Raw genomic sequence first — 16,409 nt, 5'->3', positions numbered from 1 at the left:
GACAGCCTGATGCCCGTAGTCATCCTCGACCGCCCCCAGCTGGCAGACAACATCGGGGCGGTGGCGCGGGTGATGGCCAACTTCGGCCTTGAGCACCTGCGTCTGGTCGCGCCGCGCGACGGCTGGCCGCAGGACCGCGCCTGGGCGACCGCATCGGGGGCGGACTGGGTGCTGGAGGGCGTGCAGGTGTTCGACACCGTGGCCGATGCCATCCACGACCTGAACGCTGTCTATGCCACCACGGCGCGCCCGCGCGAGCTGAGAACGCCCGTGCACACCCCGCGCGAGGCCGTCAGCATGATGCGCGAGGCAGAAGCCAGGGGCGAGCGGGCGGGGCTGCTGTTCGGAGCCGAGCGCGCAGGGCTCGAGACCGCCGACATCGCCCTTTGCCAGGGCATCATCACCATCCCCGTGGACCCGCGCCACTGGTCGCTCAATCTGGCACAGGCGGTGGCCATCAGCGCCTATGAGTGGCGCGTCAGCCGCCACGAGGCACCCGCGGCAGCCTTTGCCAGCGACGAGCCCGCTGCCAGCGGCGGCGAGATGCTGGGCCTGTTCGAGCACCTCGAGCGCGAGCTGCACGCTGGCGGCTTCTTCTGGCCGCCCGAAAAGACGCCCAACATGGTCCTGAACCTGCGCGCCATGCTGGCCAAGGCGCGCCTGACTTCTCAGGAGGTCGCCACCTTCCGCGGTGTGATCCACGCGCTGGCCAAGGGCCGGGGGCGCGTGCTGGCCAAGCTGGCCGAGCGCGATCGTGCCGGGGGTGCCGGTCCGCAGGACTGAGCACAGAAACTTTGGCCTTACGGGCTTTCGCCATGCATCGGCGCACCTACATCGGACGTTGAGAGCGTTCGAGCCATTGCGTTGAAGGAGATTTCCCCATGGCATTCACCCTGCCCGACCTGCCCTATGCCCACGATGCGCTGGAGCCCGCCATCGACAAGGCGACCATGGAGTTCCACCATGGCAAGCACCACAAGACCTATGTCGACAAGCTCAACGAGGCGGTGGACAAGGATGACAGCCTGAAGGACCGCGCGCTCGAAGACCTGCTGGCCCATGTCTCCAAGCTGCCTAAGGCGATCCGCAACAACGGCGGCGGCCACTGGAACCACAGCCTGTTCTGGGAACTGCTGGCGCCAGAGGGCGAGGGCGGCGAGCCCTCGGAGGCGCTGGCCGCACAGATCGACAGGGATCTCGGCGGCATGGACGCCTTCAAGGAAGCCTTCAACGAGGCGGGTGCTGGCCAGTTCGGCTCAGGCTGGGCGTGGCTGATCTGGAAGGACGGCAAGCTCAAGGTGACCTCCACGCCCAATCAGGACAATCCGCTGATGGACGTGGCCGACGAGCGCGGCGAGGTCATTCTGGGCGCCGATGTGTGGGAGCACGCCTATTATCTGAAGTATCAGAACCGCCGCGCCGACTATCTCAAGGCATTCTGGTCGGTGGTGAACTGGAACAAGGTCAACGCCCTGTTCGACGCCGCCAGGGGCTGAGCAGGTCCGGCCGCGCGCTGAAAGCCTTGACAGGGAAGGGTGCCGCCGTCATAAGCGCGCCTTTCCCGCCCGCGCCGCAAGGTCCGGGTCGCGAAAGACCATGACGGACGATGCGTGGACCGCCGTTGCAATCGCCGCCCCAATGGTGGGGCAGCCGGGCCGCATCACGATGAAGAGCGTATGCCATGTCCAAGCGCCATAGCGCCAAGTACAAGCTCGACCGCGCCATGGGTGAAAACCTGTGGGGTCGCGCCAAGTCCCCCGTCAACAAGCGGTCCTACGGCCCCGGCCAGCACGGCCAGCGCCGCAAGTCCAAGACCTCTGACTTCGGCCTGCAGCTGAAGGCCAAGCAGAAGCTCAAGGGCTATTACGGCAACATCACCGAGAAGCAGTTCCGTCGCACCTACGACGAGGCGTCGCGCCGCAAGGGCAACACCTCCGAAAACCTGATCTCGCTGCTGGAATCGCGCCTCGATGCCATCGTCTATCGCGCCAAGTTCGTGCCGACCGTCTGGGCCGCGCGCCAGTTCGTCAACCACGGCCATGTGCTGGTGAACGGCAAGAAGGTGAACATCGCCTCCTACCGCTGCAAGGCGGACGACGTGATCACCGTCAAGGAAAAGTCGCGCAACATGGCGCTGGTGCTGGAAGCCCTGCAGTCGTCCGAGCGCGACATCCCGGACTATCTGGAGCAGGGCGACCGCGGCTTCTCGGTGCGCTTCGTGCGCGCGCCCGAGCTGGCCGAAGTGCCCTATGCGGTCAAGATGGAGCCGAACCTGGTCGTCGAGTACTACGCCTCGTAATCAGGCAGGCACAGCCGCTGAAATGCAGAAAGGCCCCGGAGCGATCCGGGGCCTTTTTCGCATCAGCCCGCCTTGACGAAGGGGGAGAGCAGCTCGGGCGGGATGCGGTGCGGGCGCATGCTTGCGGCATCGACGAGGCACCACTCGGACACGCCCTGGGCGCACAGGCGGCCCTGTTCATCCTCGATGCGAACGAAGCGGGCAAAGCGCGGTCCCTGGGGATCGCCGACCCAGGTGCGCGCGACCGGTCGCGATCCGGGCGGCAGGGGGCGCAGGTAGTCGATCTCGTGGCGAAGGGCCACCCACGACCAGCGTGCGCGGGTGGCCGCGTCGAACAGATGGTTCCAGTGCGCCGTGCCCGCGTCCTGAAGCCAGCCTACATAGACCACGTTGTTGACATGGCCATTGGCATCGATGTGTTCGGCCTTCACCGCGAGGGGCAGGGTGAAGACTTCGCGGTCCGCGCGCGGCTCCAGCGCGGCGCGTGCCATCAGGCCTCGGCCTGGTCGAGCACGCCGGCGTCGCTCAGCAGCGTCTGAAGCTCGCCCGCCTGGAACATCTCGCGCACGATGTCGGAGCCGCCGACGAACTCGCCCTTGACGTAGAGCTGGGGAATGGTCGGCCAGTCGGTGTATGCCTTGATGCCCTCGCGCAGCTCTTCGCTCTGGAGCACGTCCACGCCCACGAAGGGCGCGCTGACGTGATCGAGTATCTGCACCACCAGCGACGAGAAGCCACAGCGCGGCGCATCGGGCGTGCCCTTCATGAACAGCACCACGGGATGCTCGGCAACGGTCCTGGCGATGAAGTCGTGAACGGCGGTGTCAGACACGGGCAAAGGCCCTCCAGCAGGTGCCGCGCCATGCGGGGCGGGGCGGAAAAACTGGCCTTCAGCTAGGGGTGCAGACCCCGTCGGTCAAGGGAGCACGGCCAAGTTGGCGCCTGCGCTCACGCCGCGCCGCGCACGCGCGCCATCTCTATCTGGGCCGACAGGCCGGGGGGCAGGTCGCGCTCGACCGTGGCCGCCAGACGCTCCAGCCGGTCGATGGCGACCGCGTCCACCATCACCGTGGCGATCTGCGGATCGGTCAGGGTGAAGGTCAGGCAGATTTCCTCGGCGCTCCACCCGTGGGTCTCGTGCAGGAAGGCATAGGTTCCCGCCCCGGCCAGCGGCGCATCGCTCGCCTTGCCCGAACCGCCGAAACCGAACAGGCCGCGCTTCTGCTGGTGAAAGCTGATGGCCTTGGCGGGCGTGGACAGCTCCTTGGGGTAGTAGCCATAGGCCATGACGGCCATGTCCCGCTCCATGGCCGCGCGCATGCGGTGGCGCACGGGCCATGGCACATTGACGTTGAAGGGCGTGGCCAGCACGTCGAACGCATTGGTGCTGACATAGGCGTCCATCACCTCGCTCTCGCCCGCGACGCCGAGCATCTTGATCCGCCCGCTCTGGCGCTGGGCCTTGAGGGCCGAGAGCGCGCTCTGGGGCAGTTCTTCCTCGGCGGGCTCGTCGAGCAGGGCCAGATCGACGTGACCCATGCGCGAGACGTTCAGCCACTGGTCGATGGCACCGGTCAGCCCCTCGGGCGAGAAGTCGCGCGCCGCCCCCTTGCGGTCGCGGCTCTGGCCCAGCGACAGGGTGATCATCAGAAGATCGCGGTCCACTGAGGCAAAGGCTTCGCCTGCAAGCTGGCCCAGCACGGGGTCGGCGGTATTGAGATGAAAGCTGTTGATGCCCGCCTCCAGCGCCGCATAGACCAGCGCGCGTACGCCGCCCGGACCGCGCGCGAGCACGTCATCGCCGAGGCGAAGGGTGATGGCCGAGACCGCGCTGCCCGAGCGCCCGAAGGGACGATAACGCATGATCAGGCCTCCTCGGGCGTCAGGGTTTCCAGGGCCAGGGCGTGCAGCTCGCCACCCATCTTGCCCTTGAGTGCGGCATAGACGCTCTGATGGCGCCGCACGCGGCTCTGGCCCGCAAAGGCCGCCGAGACGATGCGCGCGCGATAGTGGTCGCCGTCGCCCGCCAGATCCTGGATGACGATCTCGGCATCGGGAAACGCCTCCTCAAGATGGGCGCGCAGCGTTTCCAGGGGCATGGGCATGGGGCGGTTCACTCCGACAGGCTTTCGCCGACAGAGTGAACGGGAATCCTTAATGGGGCGCTTAAGCGCGCCTAGTCGATCAGAACGGGGTTGCGGAAGTCCACATCGGAGTCCGCGATCAGCCACAGCAGCGCCGCCCAGGCCGCGACGTTCTGGTCCAGTTCGTCACGCTCGATACGGTCCAGCACGTCGTCGGCGGTGTGGTGATAGTTGAAATAGTCGCTGCCATCCTGTGCGAGCGAGAAGGGCGGCACGCCCAGCGCCACCGTGGGGCCGGTGTCCGGTCCGCCGCTGCGCGCAGGCGCAGGATTCCAGACGATGCCGATGGGCGTCAGAACCCGCATGGCGGCGCGCTGGAAGGCCGTGCCGCCCATGCCTTCGGGCAGCGACAGGGCATAGATGCGCCGCGCACCGAAATCGCTTTCGCTGATGGTGACGTGATTGCCCGCCTCGGCAGCATAGGTTTCGGCATAGAAGCGCGCACCGGCGAGTCCTTGCGCGGGCGGCGGCTGGCTGACTTCTTCGGCACCCCACCAGACCAGGCGGATGGTGCGGCGCGGACGCTGGGGCAGGCGCGCGATCAGCTCCAGCGCCGCCGTGGTGATGGCCAGTCCCGCACCATCGTCCAGCGCGCCGGTGCCCATGTCCCAGCTGTCCAGATGCCCGCCGATGACGATGACCTCCTCGGGCCGCTCGCGCCCGCGAATCTCGCCGATGACGTTCTGGGAGTGCGAACCCTCCTCGACCCAGGCGCTCGAGAACAGGCGCAGGCGGATCGGCGTGCCCCCGTCGAGGCGCGCAAGGCGGCGCAGCTGGTCCGCATCGGGCGGGCTGATGGCAAAGGCAGGGATCGGATCGTCCAGATAGCGGGTCGCGCCGGTGTGGGCGAAGCGGTGATCGTGGGTGCCCAGCGAGCGCAGCACATAGCCGACCGCACCGCGCTCTGCGGCCACGCGCGGCCCGTCAAAACGCATGACCGAGGTGGAGCCATAGCCGCGCCCGTCCTGCGCCCTGATCGTGTCCTGAAGCACCACGGCGATGCGCCCTTCCAGCGAGCCCATGGGCGCATCGAGAAGATCCTGCCAGGTCTCGAACAGCACGGCCTCGGCCTCGATCCCTTCCGGCGGCGTGGCGACCGCACCGCCCAGCGCCGTGGCGACCAGCGGCTGGGGCAGGGGCGAGACGATCTCGACGCGCTCTGCCCCGCGATGCCAGACCGCCAGCGGGAAGCGCTCGATACGCACGTTCTGGAAGCCCAGCGAGCGCATGAGGTCTGCGCCCCACTCGGCCGACAGGTGTTCGGCGGGGGTGCCCGCAGGCCGGGGGCCGAAGCGCGTGGTCAGCTCCTCGACGATAGCATAGGCGCGGGTGCCTTCCATGGCCGTGTCGCGCAGGCGCTCTGCGGTGGCGATGGTGCGCGCGTCCTGCGCCCGGCTCGCGAGGGCGGGCGTCAGCACCAGCGAGGCGGCGATCAGGCCGGACAGAAACTTGGCACGCATGGTGTGATCCCCCTCAAAAGGCCGTCGGCAGGAGGCGAGACTTTAGGGGGATCGGCGGGGTGTGCAACCCTTGCGCGCCCGATCAGCGCGGGCCCGATCAGCGCGCCTTGGTGCCGGTCTGGTCGCTGCCGTGCGTGTCGAAGGTGGCCCAGTCGCGCTCACCGCCCGGCGAGAGCAGACCCTCGCGGATGTCGTCAGCCGGGTTGGGGTCCACGCCGTGGCCCTGACGGTGCAGGTGCGCCTTGGCGATCATGTTGGCGGTGACCGGCGCGGTCATGAACAGGAACAGGGTAATCAGCAGCTCGTGCGCCGAATAGGTGCCACCGAACACCGGGAAATAGATCATGGAGGCGATCAGGCACGCGCCGATGCCCAGCGTCGTCGCCTTGGTCGGAGCGTGCAGGCGGGTCATGAGCGAAGGCAGCTTGGCCAGACCATAGGAGCCCACCAGCGCGAACAGCCCCCCGATCACGAGGAACAGCGCAATGACCCATTCGGCGAAGATGTGTGCGGTGCTCATTCGATGATGTCTCCGCGCAGCAGGAACTTGCAGTAGGCGACCGTGCCCAGAAAGCCCACCATGGCCAGCAGCAGGGCGGCCTCGAAATAGGCGGCGGTCGACTCCATCAGGCCGAACAGCACGATCAGGGCGATGATGTTGATGGTCATGGTGTCGAGCGCGAGGATGCGGTCGCCCCCGGTCGGCCCGCGCAGCAGGCGGAACACGTTCAGGACGATGGCCAGCCCGACGCAGCCGACGGCGAAGACGATGGCAAGGGCGAGCACGGGACCGGTCATGCGAACACCTTCAGCAGGCGGGCCTCATAGCGGGACTTGATGCGCGCGATGTCGGCCTCGGCATCGGGAACGTCAATGCCGTGGACCAGCAGGTAGCGCCCGCAGGCCGAGACATCCGACGACACGGTGCCGGGCGTCAGGCTGATGGTGGCGGCAAGCGCGGTGATGGCCTCGGGCGCGGTCAGCTCCAGCGGAATGACCAGCCAGCGCGAGCGCAGGTCGCGGTTGCGGCGGAACAGGATGATCCAGGCCACCTGGAAGTTGGCGACCAGAATGTCCCACAGCACCACCAGCACATAGTCGATCAGCGGCCAGCCGAAGCGGATCTTCGGGCGATCGGGCCAGAAGCGGCTGGTGAACAGGGGCACGAGCACCGCCAGGATCACCGCCAGCACCAGACCGCCCACACTCAGGGAGTTGAGCAGCAGCATCCACACCACGATCAGGGTGACGCTGAGGGCCGGATGGGGAAGAAGGCGCTTCATCAGGCTCATCGCGCGGCCTCCTCGGGCGAGACGCCGAAGGGCAGCACGGCCTCGATATAGGCCTGGGGGGCAAACAGCTGGGTGGCCGTGGCGTTGGCATAGTCAACCAGCGGACCGGCCAGCACAACGCTGAGCGCCAGAAAAGCGATGAAGCTGGCCGCCACGGCGATGGCCAGGGTGCCTCCGGGCTGGGCCCTTGCGTTGCTGAAGCCATCCACGGCCGCGCTCTTCCAGAAGATGCCGCTGCCCGCGCGCGCAAAGCCCAGCAGGCCGAGCACCGAGGTGATCAGGATCACGGCCCAGATGACATAGCCGCCCATGGCATCGCGCACGCCATCAAGGATCAGCAGCTTGCCGATGAAGCCCGACAGGGGCGGCAGGCCGACCATGGCGATGGCACCCAGAAAGAACAGGGCCGAGAGCTTCTCGACATCGGCAAAGCGCGGACCGGGGCTGAGCGCATCGCCGTGATCGCCCCGGCGGCTGGCGATCAGGTCCGCGATCAGGAACAGGGCCGCGCCCGCGAGGGTCGAGTGAATGACGTAATAGATCGCCGCGCCCATGGCATCGGGCTGGAACACCGCCACTGCCGCCAGCAGGGTGCCCATGGAGCCCAGCACCGCAAAAGCCACCAGATCGCGCAGGCCCTTCGCGCCCATGACGCCGACATAGCCGAGAATGATCGTGACCAGGCTGGCCGGCAGCATCCATTCGGCCGGTGCCCAGGCGCTGGCCTGCGCGTCCGAGCCGAACATGAGGGTGGTGGTGCGGATGATCGAATAGGTGCCCACCTTGGTCATGATGCCGAACAGGGCCGCCATGGCCGCAGAGGTCATGGCATAGGTGCGCGGCAGCCAGAAATGCATGGGCACCAGGGCGGCCTTGAGCGCGAACACGCTGATCAGCAGCAGGCCACCCGTCTTGATCAGGGCCTGATCGCCCGCAGGAGCCTCGGCGATGCGCCCGGCCATGTCGGCCATGTTGAGCGTGCCGGTGACGCCGTAGAGGATGCCGATGGCGACCAGAAACAGGGTGGAGCCCACCAGATTGATGATGACGTACTGCACGCCCGCCTTCAGGCGCGCAGCGCCCTGACCGTGAAGCATCAGGCCGTAGGAGGCGATCAGCAGCACCTCGAAGAACACGAACAGATTGAACAGGTCGCCCGTCAGGAACGCCCCGTTCAGGCCCAGAAGCTGGAACTGGAACAGCGGGTGAAAGTGCCAGCCGCGCCGGTCCAGCCCCGTGACAATGGCATAGATCAGCACGATCAGGGCCAGCACGCTGGTCAGCAGGATCATCAGGGCCGACAGACGGTCCAGCACCAGCACGATGCCGAACGGCGCGATCCAGTTGCCGAGCGCATAACTCTCCACCTGACCGGTAGCCGCATGGCCCAGCAGGGCCGCGCCAAAGCCCACCAGGGCCAGGCACACCGCGATCGCACTCACCCGCGACAGGGTCAGGCGATGGCGCATGAACATCAGGATCAGCGCCGCCGTGATGGCAGGCAGGATGACCGGGGCGATCAGCCAGGCGTTCATGGCTGTTCCTCCACCTTGCTGGTGTCGGCCCGGCCGGAAGTCTCGCGCATGGGCACATGGTCGTCGCTGATGCCATCGACCTGATCGGTGCCGGTCTCGATGTAGGTGCGAAGCGCCAGGATCACGACCAGGGCGGTCATGCCGAAGGCGATCACGATGGCCGTCAGCACCAGCGCCTGGGGCAGCGGATCGGTGAAGCCCTCGGCGGTGCTGGAATAGATCGGCGGCTGGTTGATCACCAGGCGGCCCATGGCGAACAGGAACACGTTGATCGCATAGGACAGAAAGGCCAGTCCGAGCACCACGGGGAAGGTGCGCGCGCGCAGCACCAGATAGATGCCTGCCGCACTGAGCACGGCAATGGCCGAGGCCACCAGAAACTCCAGGCTGAAGGGCAGGGCGATCATGAGCGCGGCTCCCTGACGCTCTCGTGGTCGGAGGGCAGCGACGGGTCGACGTCCATGGGCTTGTCGGGCACCTGCAGGCCTTCGGCGCGCTGGGCCACGCGGGCCAGCTGGGCGAGGGCGAGCATGACCGCGCCCACCACCGTCAGGGCCACGCCGATGTCGAACAGCAGGGCCGTGGCCAGCTCCACCTCACCGATCAGCGGGATGTCGAAATAGTCGAAGGCGGTGGTCAGGAACGGCGCACCGAACAGGATCGAGCCCAGCCCCGTCAGCCCGGCGATAAGCACGCCCCAGCCGATCAGGTTGTGATTGTCCGCACGCAGGCGCTGGTTGGCCCACTGCCAGCCCGAGGCCAGATACTGCATCAGCAGGGCGATCGAGAAAACGAGGCCTGCGATGAAGCCGCCGCCCGGCTCGTTGTGACCGCGCAGGAAGATGTAGATGCCCGCCATGATCGCCAGAGGCAGCAGCACGCGCGTGGCGACCACCAGCATCATGGGATGGCGCTCGGGCGAGCGCAGGATGTCGGGCTTCCAGAGGGCAAGCCTGCGCCCCGCCGCGCCCCGGTCGGCGGTGTCGAGCAGGGCGAAGATGGCTAGGGCCGCGATGCCCAGAACGATGATCTCGCCATAGGTGTCGAAGCCGCGGAAATCGACCAGGGTGACATTGACCACATTGGTGCCCCCGCCGCCCTTGTAGGAATTGGCCCAGTGGAACGCCGAGATGCTGGAGCCCTCGCGCGTCATGACCGCCCAGGCCGCCGCCCCGATGCCGAGCCCGCCCAGCACCGCGAAGGCGCCATCGCGCAGGCGTCGCGGCAGGCTGCTTTCCTTCGGCGTCTGTTTGGGCAGCAGATTGAGCGCCAGCAGCATCAGCAGGATGGTGACGATCTCGACCGAGATCTGCGTCAGGGCGAGATCCGGCGCCGACAGATAGACAAAGCCCATCGAAATGATCAGGCCGACCACGCTGATCAGGATCAGAGCCAGAAAGCGCGCGCGATGCATGACCACGAGGGCGATGGTGGCGGCGATCAGGGCGAACCAGCCGGCCAGGGCAATGGGCGTGGCCGCCAGCAGTGGCCGCTCGCCGGGGCTGTATCCCGCCGTCAGGAAGCCCGCGGCACCCACCACGATGGCCGCGCCGATGAAGAAGGCCAGATAGCGCTGCATGGAGCCGTTGTGCAGGCCGTAGGTGATGCGCCGCGACGCGCGGGCAAGAGCATCGACGCTGACATCGAACAGACGCTTGGCCTCCACGATACCGAGCTTGAGCCACAGGGCTTCCAGATTGCGGTGCCGCCACAGCAGCAGCGCGCCCACGGCCACGGCAATGATGCTCATGAACAGGGCGGGCGTGATGCCGTGCCACAGGCTGAGCGAATAATAGGGCAGATCGCCGCCCGTCACCGCGCGGCTCACGGCGGCGACCAGAGGCCCTGCCACGAGCGCGGGCAGGATGCCGATCAGGACTACCAGCGCGGTCAGCACGGCGGGCGGGCCCCACAGGCCGATGCCCGGATCGTGAGGGGCCTTGGGATAGTCGTCGCGCTTCGGCCCGAAATAGACGCCGATGACATAGCGCAGCGAATAGGCGACCGACAGCGTGGCCCCCAGGGTCGCCAGCACCGGGAACACCCACGGCTGGCCCAGCCAGACGGTGTGGGCGGCTTCCTCCAGCATCATCTCCTTGGAGAGGAAGCCGTTGAGCGGCGGAATGCCCGCCATGGACAGTCCCGCCACCAGTGCCATGGTGCCCGCGATGGGCATCAGGCTGAACAGGCCGCCGAGGCGCTTGAGATCGCGCGTGCCCGCATCGTGATCAACGATGCCCGCGTTCATGAACAGGGCGGCCTTGAAGGTGGCGTGATTGATGATGTGGAACACGCCCACGATCGCGGCCATGGGCGTGCCCATGCCGAACAGCATGGTCAGAAAGCCGAGGTGGCTGACGGTCGAATAGGCCAGCAGGCCCTTCAGATCGTCCTTGAACAGGGCGATGCAGGCGGCCACCACCATGGTGACGAGGCCCGTGGTGGCGACGATCAGGAACCAGGCGTCCGTTCCCGCCAGCACCGGCCACAGGCGCGCCAGCATGAACACGCCCGCCTTCACCATGGTGGCCGAGTGCAGATAGGCACTGACCGGCGTGGGCGCGGCCATGGCGTGAGGCAGCCAGAAATGGAACGGGAACTGGGCCGACTTGGTGAAGCAGCCCCCCAGGATCAGCAGCAGGGCGGGCAGATAGAGCGGCGAGGCCTGGATCGCCTCGGCATTCTGCAAGATCACGCTCAGGTCGTAGGAGCCGACGATGTTGCCCAGGATCAGCAGCCCGCCGATCAGGCTGAGACCGCCCGCACCGGTGATGGCCAGCGCCATGCGCGCACCCTGACGGCCCTCGGGCAGATGGCGCCAGAAACCGATCAGCAGGAAGGACGACAGGCTCGTCAGCTCCCAGAAGATCAGCAGAAGCAGGATGTTGTCCGACAGGACGATGCCCAGCATCGCACCCTGGAACAGCAGCAGATAGACGAAGAACCGCCCCATGGGGTCGGACTTGGCCAGATAGAAACGCGCATAGATGATGATCAGCAGGCCGATGCCCAGAATGAGCCCGGCAAACATCAGGCCCAGCGGATCGAGGAAGAAGTTGGCGCCCAGCCCCAGCGAAGGGATCCACTCAAGCCTGCTCTGGATCACCTCTCCAGCCATGACCGCAGGGGCCATGCCGGCCAGGATTATGAGGGCAGTCAGGGTCACGAGCCCGGCCGCCAGCGCGCAGGCGTCGCGCCCGGCCCGAATGGCCAGTGCGGGAGCCAGGGCGCCTATCAGAGGCAATATGGCCAGCAGTGCCAGAAGCACGGCATCTCCTAGAGCATAGTCGGTCAGGAGACTGAGGGGATCAGCCTGCCATCGACCCATCGAACGGGAAACGCGACGCACAGCAGCGCATGAGCCATGCGTGCGGGCTCTAGCTAGCGTCTGAAAGCCCGTGTTTGAAGCCCCAGGTGTCCGATTTCGACCATGTTTCGACCGATTTCGCAGCGGCAGCCGCGTACAATGGCCACGCTGGACAGCCATGGCCGAAAGAACATATCATGAACGCATGGTTCAGCTCACCTTGCGCCGAAAGCTGTCGATCCTGGCCGATGCGGCCAAGTATGACGCCTCTTGCGCCTCGTCCGGGGCATCGAAACGCAACTCGATGGACGGCAGGGGTGTGGGCTCAACCGAGGGTGCGGGCATCTGCCACGCCTACACGCCCGACGGGCGGTGCGTCTCGCTGCTGAAGATACTGCTGACCAATTTCTGCATCTTCGACTGTGCCTACTGCATCAACCGGGTGTCCTCGAACGTGGAGCGGGCGCGCTTTACGGTGGACGAGGTGGTCAGCCTGACGCTCAACTTCTATCGCCGGAACTATATCGAGGGTCTGTTCCTGTCCTCGGGCATCATCCGAAACGGCGACTACACGATGGAGCAGATGATCGAGGTGGCGCGACGCCTGCGCGAGGACCACGACTTTCGCGGCTATATCCACCTGAAGCTGATCCCCGAGGCCGACGCGCGCCTGATCGAACAGGCGGGGCTCTATGCCGACCGCCTCTCGGCCAATGTCGAGCTGCCGCGTGACGAGGCGATGGGCACGCTCGCCCCCCAGAAGGATGCCAGCGTGATCCGCCGGGCTATGGGCCGCGTGCGCCTCAAGACCGAGGAGGCCCGCCCCGACCGCCGTACCCGTGCCCGCCCACCGCGTTTTGCACCGGGCGGACAGAGCACCCAGCTGATCGTGGGTGCCGATGGCGCGCCCGATGCCGAAATCCTGGAGCGCAGCGCGGCGCTCTATGGTGCCTATGGCCTGCGCCGCGTCTATTATTCGGCCTTCAGCCCGATCCCCGAGGCCAGCGCCATCCTGCCGCTGTCGCGCCCGCCCCTCATGCGCGAGCACAGGCTCTATCAGGCGGACTGGCTGCTGCGCTTCTATGGTTTCAGCGCGCCCGAGATCGCGTCGGTGGCCAGAGGCGGGATGCTGGACCTGACGGTTGATCCCAAACTGGCGTGGGCACTGGAGAACCGGGCGCTGTTCCCGGTCGATGTAAACCGGGCCGAGCGCGAGATGCTGCTGCGTGTGCCCGGCCTTGGTGCGCGCACGGTCGATCGCATCGTGCGCATTCGCACGCACAAGAGCCTGCGTCTCGAGGACGTGGGACGCCTGTGCCGCAGCATCGACAAGGTGCGCCCGTTCATCGTGGCCCTCGACTGGACGCCGGGGGGGCTGCTTGATCACGCGGACCTCAAGGCGCGCCTGGCCCGCCCCGCACCCGAGCAGCTCAGCCTGTTCTGAAATGTGGCGCAACATCACGCTCGCTCATGAGACGGACTTCGAGGGCTGGCGCGAGGGCGCGCGCGCGCTCATCGCCGAGGGCGTGCCGCCCGAGCAGGCGCGCTTCACCGTGGGCGCGGGCGCGGGCCTTTTCGACCAGCCCGTGCCAGAAGCGAGCGCGCAGACGCGCCCGCTGGTGGTGCCGCGCGCCTATCTCGACCTGGCGCGGGACGTGATCCTGCACCGCAGCCCTGACCGCTTCGACCTGCTGTACCGGATGCTGTGGCGCTTGCAGGACGAGCGCAACCTCATGCGCATGGAGGCCGACGAGGATGTGCGAGACGCGGTAGTGCGCGCGCGCAATGTCTCGCGGGCGGCTCACAAGATGAAGGCCTTTGTGCGCTTTCGCCTGATCGATGGTGCAGACCATGGCGCCCCCGGCCCGGGTGACGAGCGCTGGATCGCCTGGTTCGAGCCCGCGCACCGGGTGCTGGAGCGCACGGCGCCGTTCTTTGCCCGGCGCTTTTCCAACATGACCTGGAGCATACTGACGCCGGACGCTCGCGCGCTGTGGGATGGCCACAGCCTGCGCTTCGGCCCTCCCGCCCGGCCCGAGGAGGTGCCCGAGGGCGATCCGATGGAGGATATGTGGCGGACCTATTATGCCTCGACCTTCAATCCGGCGCGCCTGCGCACCCGGGCCATGCAATCGGAGATGCCGCGCCGCTACTGGAACAACCTGCCCGAGGCGCGCCTGATCCCCGAGCTGGTCAAGGGAGCAGAGGCCCGCGCGCGCCAGATGATCGAGGCCGCGCCCACACCCGCCAACACCCGCTTTGCAGGTGTCGTGGCGCCCAGCGTGCCGCGCGCCGGCCTGCCAGACGCGCTGCCAGAGATGCTGCCAGAGATGCTGCCGGACACGCTCGATGCGATGGGGCAGGCCCTGGCGCGCTGCCGGCGCTGTCCGCTGTGGCGCGATGCGACCGCGCCGGTGGCGGGTGAGGGCAGTCCTGCGGCCCGGATCATGATCGTGGGCGAGCAGCCGGGCGATCAGGAGGATCTGGCGGGGCGCCCCTTCATCGGCCCGGCTGGACAGGTACTGGACGCGGCGCTGGCGAGTGCGGGTCTGGCGCGCGGCGATGTGTGGCTGACCAATGCGGTCAAGCACTTCAAGTTCACCGCCCAGGGCAAGCGCCGCCTGCACCGCTCGCCCGATGCGACCGAGATCGGCGCGTGCTCGGTCTTTCTCGATCACGAGCGCCGCTTGATCAGGCCGAAGGTGGTGGTGATGCTGGGTGCCAGCGCCGCCAGCGCGGTGCTGGGGCGCAAGGTCGAGGTCGGCGCGCTGCGCGGTCAGCGCCTCGGCCTGGATGACGGCAGCACCGGCATCATCACCTGGCACCCGGCCTATGTGCTGCGCCTGCCCGATGCGCAGAAGGCAGCGGCAGCGCGACAGGCACTGGCGGACGATCTGGCGCGTGCGCTTAAGCTGCTTTCGCCCGGCGGGGACTGACGACAGACGAGGCGGCTGCGCTTTCGGCGGGTTCCTCGGGCTCGGGCCTGTGGGGCGTCTTGTCCCAGTGGAAGGGGGCGGTGATCATCTGGATCAGGGCGTGGGCCAGGGCCAGGCTCTGCATGGCCCAGTAGGCTGGCGCCAGCAGGGCATCGCGCACCCGATAGGGCAGGGCGGCGCGGCGCATGCCGATGGCGCAGCCGCATATGCTGACCAGCGCGCCGATGCTGAACAGGCTGACGGCCAGCGGGTGCGCCATGGGCGAGACGCTCGACAGCATGGCCACGAGGCTCACGGTCGAGAACCACAGCAGGGCGAGGGCATGCAGGGCGGCAGAACCCAGCGCCGCGCCGATGCCCAGCAGCAGCGCCGCCCCGCCGCGCCAGCCCAGCTGCGCCGGGTGCCGCGTGTGGACCAGCAGGGTCTGCAGATAGCCTTTCAGCCATCGCGTGCGCTGGGGCAGCCAGGCGTGCACGCCGTCGGGCGCGCTCTCCCAGGTGGGGGCGCTGATGACACCCATGCGATAGCCAAAGCGCCACAATCGAAAGCCGAGGTCCGCATCCTCGGTGACGTTCCACGCATCCCATGCGCCGACTCGGCGCAAGGCGGCGGCGCGGAAGTGATTGCTGGTGCCGCCCAGAGCAAAGGGCAGGCCGAGGCGCGAGAAGGCGGGCACGCTCGCCTCGAACAGGGCGGCATATTCGGCAGCGAACTGACGGGCAACCATGCCTGAGCCTTGATGGATGCGGATGCGCAAGGGTGCCTGAAGGCAGGCGAGCGCCGGGCTTGAGGCGTGAAAGCGCGCTGCGGCCTCGCGCAGCTGGGCCGGATCGGGGGCGTCCTCGGCATCAAAGATGGTGACCAGATCGCCCGTCGCACCGAGCAGGGCGTGATTGAGCGCGCGCGGCTTGGTGCGCGGCTCTCCCGGTGGCACGACGAGAATACGCATATGAGCCGGCAGGGCGAGCGCGTGCGCCGCGCGGAGCGTCTCGGCATCATCGTGCTCCAGCGCCAGAATGATCTCCAGCCGCTCGGGCGGATAGTCGAGCGCGCAGAGATTGCGAACCAGTTGTGCCAGCACATCGGCCTCGCGGTAGAGGGCACAGATGACGCTGTAGCGCGGCAGTTCTTCATTCTTCAGTGGCATATCCTTCAGCGGCGCGGGCGCACTGACGGGCCGCACGGTGAGGGCGAGGGCAGCGGCCCGCCAGCCGATCACCGCGACGAAGGCGAGAGCGATGGAGCGCTCGATGATGACCAGTGTGCTCGCGCCTGCCCAGATCAGGCCTGCGGCCAAGGTGGACAGGACGAGCATCAGCACCAGCGCCTGTGCGCGTGTCAGCCCGCGCAGGCGCGCGCTGTCCTGCGCGTTCAGCTCTGCGGCTGCGGTCATGCGGCTCCCCTCCAGCGCCGCCATCATGCAGGCTCGCGCGCCG

General features: G+C 67.5%; 17 protein-coding genes. 5 read left to right on the top strand and 12 right to left on the bottom strand.

The window, feature by feature from the left end; genetic code table 11:
- The first annotated feature begins 9 nt into the window (after positions 1–9).
- The 3 genes from ACK4E3_RS04140 to rpsD all read left to right on the top strand — a co-directional run bounded on the left by ACK4E3_RS04140 (position 10) and on the right by rpsD (position 2,299).
- On the top strand, positions 10–783 hold the full coding sequence (locus ACK4E3_RS04140; RefSeq protein WP_409696768.1) for an RNA methyltransferase: 774 nt from the start codon (positions 10–12) through the stop codon (positions 781–783).
- 98 nt (positions 784–881) lie between these two features.
- Positions 882–1,496: a superoxide dismutase gene (locus tag ACK4E3_RS04135; protein ID WP_409696765.1), complete on the top strand. Its 615-nt coding sequence runs from the start codon at positions 882–884 to the stop codon at positions 1,494–1,496.
- A 185-nt stretch (positions 1,497–1,681) separates the two neighbouring features.
- Positions 1,682–2,299 (top strand): 30S ribosomal protein S4, encoded by a 618-nt coding sequence (gene rpsD, locus ACK4E3_RS04130; protein WP_409696762.1) that lies wholly within the window; start codon positions 1,682–1,684, stop codon positions 2,297–2,299.
- A 62-nt stretch (positions 2,300–2,361) separates the two neighbouring features.
- Here rpsD and ACK4E3_RS04125 read toward each other — a convergent pair whose 3' ends face one another.
- The 11 genes from ACK4E3_RS04125 to ACK4E3_RS04075 form a co-directional block, all read right to left on the bottom strand.
- Entirely contained in the window at positions 2,362–2,790 is a 429-nt protein-coding gene (locus ACK4E3_RS04125) for an acyl-CoA thioesterase (RefSeq protein ID WP_409696759.1), read from the bottom strand.
- Positions 2,790–3,131, bottom strand: coding sequence for a Grx4 family monothiol glutaredoxin (grxD, locus tag ACK4E3_RS04120; RefSeq protein ID WP_409696756.1), 342 nt, complete (start codon positions 3,129–3,131; stop codon positions 2,790–2,792). The genes ACK4E3_RS04125 and grxD overlap by 1 nt, the downstream gene beginning before the upstream one ends.
- Positions 3,132–3,247: 116 nt before the next feature.
- A complete protein-coding gene (locus tag ACK4E3_RS04115) occupies positions 3,248–4,162 on the bottom strand; it encodes an aldo/keto reductase (RefSeq protein WP_409696753.1) in 915 nt (304 codons plus the stop codon).
- Positions 4,163–4,164: 2 nt separating this feature from the next.
- Positions 4,165–4,404, bottom strand: coding sequence for a BolA family protein (locus ACK4E3_RS04110; RefSeq protein ID WP_409696750.1), 240 nt, complete (start codon positions 4,402–4,404; stop codon positions 4,165–4,167).
- Between the two features lie 71 nt (positions 4,405–4,475).
- On the bottom strand, positions 4,476–5,903 hold the full coding sequence (locus ACK4E3_RS04105) for a M20/M25/M40 family metallo-hydrolase (RefSeq protein ID WP_409696747.1): 1,428 nt from the start codon (positions 5,901–5,903) through the stop codon (positions 4,476–4,478).
- Positions 5,904–6,000: 97 nt separating this feature from the next.
- Positions 6,001–6,423, bottom strand: coding sequence for a Na+/H+ antiporter subunit G (locus ACK4E3_RS04100; RefSeq protein ID WP_409696744.1), 423 nt, complete (start codon positions 6,421–6,423; stop codon positions 6,001–6,003).
- Positions 6,420–6,701: a K+/H+ antiporter subunit F gene (locus ACK4E3_RS04095; RefSeq protein ID WP_409696741.1), complete on the bottom strand. Its 282-nt coding sequence runs from the start codon at positions 6,699–6,701 to the stop codon at positions 6,420–6,422. The genes ACK4E3_RS04100 and ACK4E3_RS04095 overlap by 4 nt, the downstream gene beginning before the upstream one ends.
- Positions 6,698–7,195, bottom strand: a complete 498-nt coding sequence (locus ACK4E3_RS04090; protein ID WP_409696738.1) for a Na+/H+ antiporter subunit E — start codon at positions 7,193–7,195, stop codon at positions 6,698–6,700. Before ACK4E3_RS04090 ends, ACK4E3_RS04095 begins: the two co-directional genes overlap by 4 nt.
- On the bottom strand, positions 7,192–8,730 hold the full coding sequence (locus ACK4E3_RS04085; RefSeq protein ID WP_409696735.1) for a monovalent cation/H+ antiporter subunit D: 1,539 nt from the start codon (positions 8,728–8,730) through the stop codon (positions 7,192–7,194). Before ACK4E3_RS04085 ends, ACK4E3_RS04090 begins: the two co-directional genes overlap by 4 nt.
- Positions 8,727–9,116, bottom strand: coding sequence for a Na+/H+ antiporter subunit C (locus ACK4E3_RS04080; RefSeq protein ID WP_409701055.1), 390 nt, complete (start codon positions 9,114–9,116; stop codon positions 8,727–8,729). The genes ACK4E3_RS04085 and ACK4E3_RS04080 overlap by 4 nt, the downstream gene beginning before the upstream one ends.
- A 17-nt stretch (positions 9,117–9,133) precedes the next feature.
- Positions 9,134–11,998, bottom strand: coding sequence for a monovalent cation/H+ antiporter subunit A (locus ACK4E3_RS04075; RefSeq protein ID WP_409696732.1), 2,865 nt, complete (start codon positions 11,996–11,998; stop codon positions 9,134–9,136).
- 244 nt (positions 11,999–12,242) lie between these two features.
- Between ACK4E3_RS04075 and ACK4E3_RS04070 the strand changes: the two genes are divergently transcribed.
- Positions 12,243–13,481 (top strand): putative DNA modification/repair radical SAM protein, encoded by a 1,239-nt coding sequence (locus ACK4E3_RS04070; protein WP_409701052.1) that lies wholly within the window; start codon positions 12,243–12,245, stop codon positions 13,479–13,481.
- Position 13,482: 1 nt separating this feature from the next.
- Positions 13,483–14,973 carry a UdgX family uracil-DNA binding protein gene (locus tag ACK4E3_RS04065; protein ID WP_409696729.1) on the top strand — a complete coding sequence of 497 codons (1,491 nt, stop codon included), beginning with the start codon at positions 13,483–13,485 and terminating at the stop codon, positions 14,971–14,973.
- Here ACK4E3_RS04065 and ACK4E3_RS04060 read toward each other — a convergent pair.
- On the bottom strand, positions 14,945–16,366 hold the full coding sequence (locus tag ACK4E3_RS04060) for a glycosyltransferase (protein ID WP_409696726.1): 1,422 nt from the start codon (positions 16,364–16,366) through the stop codon (positions 14,945–14,947). The two genes, ACK4E3_RS04065 and ACK4E3_RS04060, sit on opposite strands and share 29 nt — an antisense overlap.
- Positions 16,367–16,409: the final 43 nt, after the last annotated feature.

The organism is Brevundimonas sp., from assembly GCF_046299595.1.
Classification (GTDB): Bacteria; Pseudomonadota; Alphaproteobacteria; order Caulobacterales; family Caulobacteraceae; genus Brevundimonas.
The sequence above is the reverse complement of the archived record's forward strand: the minus strand, read 5'-3'. Positions and strand labels throughout refer to the sequence as shown.

Excerpts from the sequence above, each read along its gene's own strand:
- ACK4E3_RS04065 (WP_409696729.1), top strand. The coding sequence starts at position 13,483 with ATGTGGCGCAACATCACGCTCGCTCATGAGACGGACTTCGAGGGCTGG.
- ACK4E3_RS04110 (WP_409696750.1), bottom strand. The coding sequence starts at position 4,404 with ATGCCCATGCCCCTGGAAACGCTGCGCGCCCATCTTGAGGAGGCGTTT.
- ACK4E3_RS04070 (WP_409701052.1), top strand. The coding sequence starts at position 12,243 with ATGGTTCAGCTCACCTTGCGCCGAAAGCTGTCGATCCTGGCCGATGCG.
- ACK4E3_RS04095 (WP_409696741.1), bottom strand. The coding sequence starts at position 6,701 with ATGACCGGTCCCGTGCTCGCCCTTGCCATCGTCTTCGCCGTCGGCTGC.
- ACK4E3_RS04100 (WP_409696744.1), bottom strand. The coding sequence starts at position 6,423 with ATGAGCACCGCACACATCTTCGCCGAATGGGTCATTGCGCTGTTCCTC.
- ACK4E3_RS04060 (WP_409696726.1), bottom strand. The coding sequence starts at position 16,366 with ATGACCGCAGCCGCAGAGCTGAACGCGCAGGACAGCGCGCGCCTGCGC.
- ACK4E3_RS04085 (WP_409696735.1), bottom strand. The coding sequence starts at position 8,730 with ATGAACGCCTGGCTGATCGCCCCGGTCATCCTGCCTGCCATCACGGCG.
- rpsD (WP_409696762.1), top strand. The coding sequence starts at position 1,682 with ATGTCCAAGCGCCATAGCGCCAAGTACAAGCTCGACCGCGCCATGGGT.
- ACK4E3_RS04115 (WP_409696753.1), bottom strand. The coding sequence starts at position 4,162 with ATGCGTTATCGTCCCTTCGGGCGCTCGGGCAGCGCGGTCTCGGCCATC.
- ACK4E3_RS04135 (WP_409696765.1), top strand. The coding sequence starts at position 882 with ATGGCATTCACCCTGCCCGACCTGCCCTATGCCCACGATGCGCTGGAG.
- ACK4E3_RS04105 (WP_409696747.1), bottom strand. The coding sequence starts at position 5,903 with ATGCGTGCCAAGTTTCTGTCCGGCCTGATCGCCGCCTCGCTGGTGCTG.
- ACK4E3_RS04140 (WP_409696768.1), top strand. The coding sequence starts at position 10 with ATGCCCGTAGTCATCCTCGACCGCCCCCAGCTGGCAGACAACATCGGG.
- ACK4E3_RS04090 (WP_409696738.1), bottom strand. The coding sequence starts at position 7,195 with ATGAGCCTGATGAAGCGCCTTCTTCCCCATCCGGCCCTCAGCGTCACC.
- ACK4E3_RS04125 (WP_409696759.1), bottom strand. The coding sequence starts at position 2,790 with ATGGCACGCGCCGCGCTGGAGCCGCGCGCGGACCGCGAAGTCTTCACC.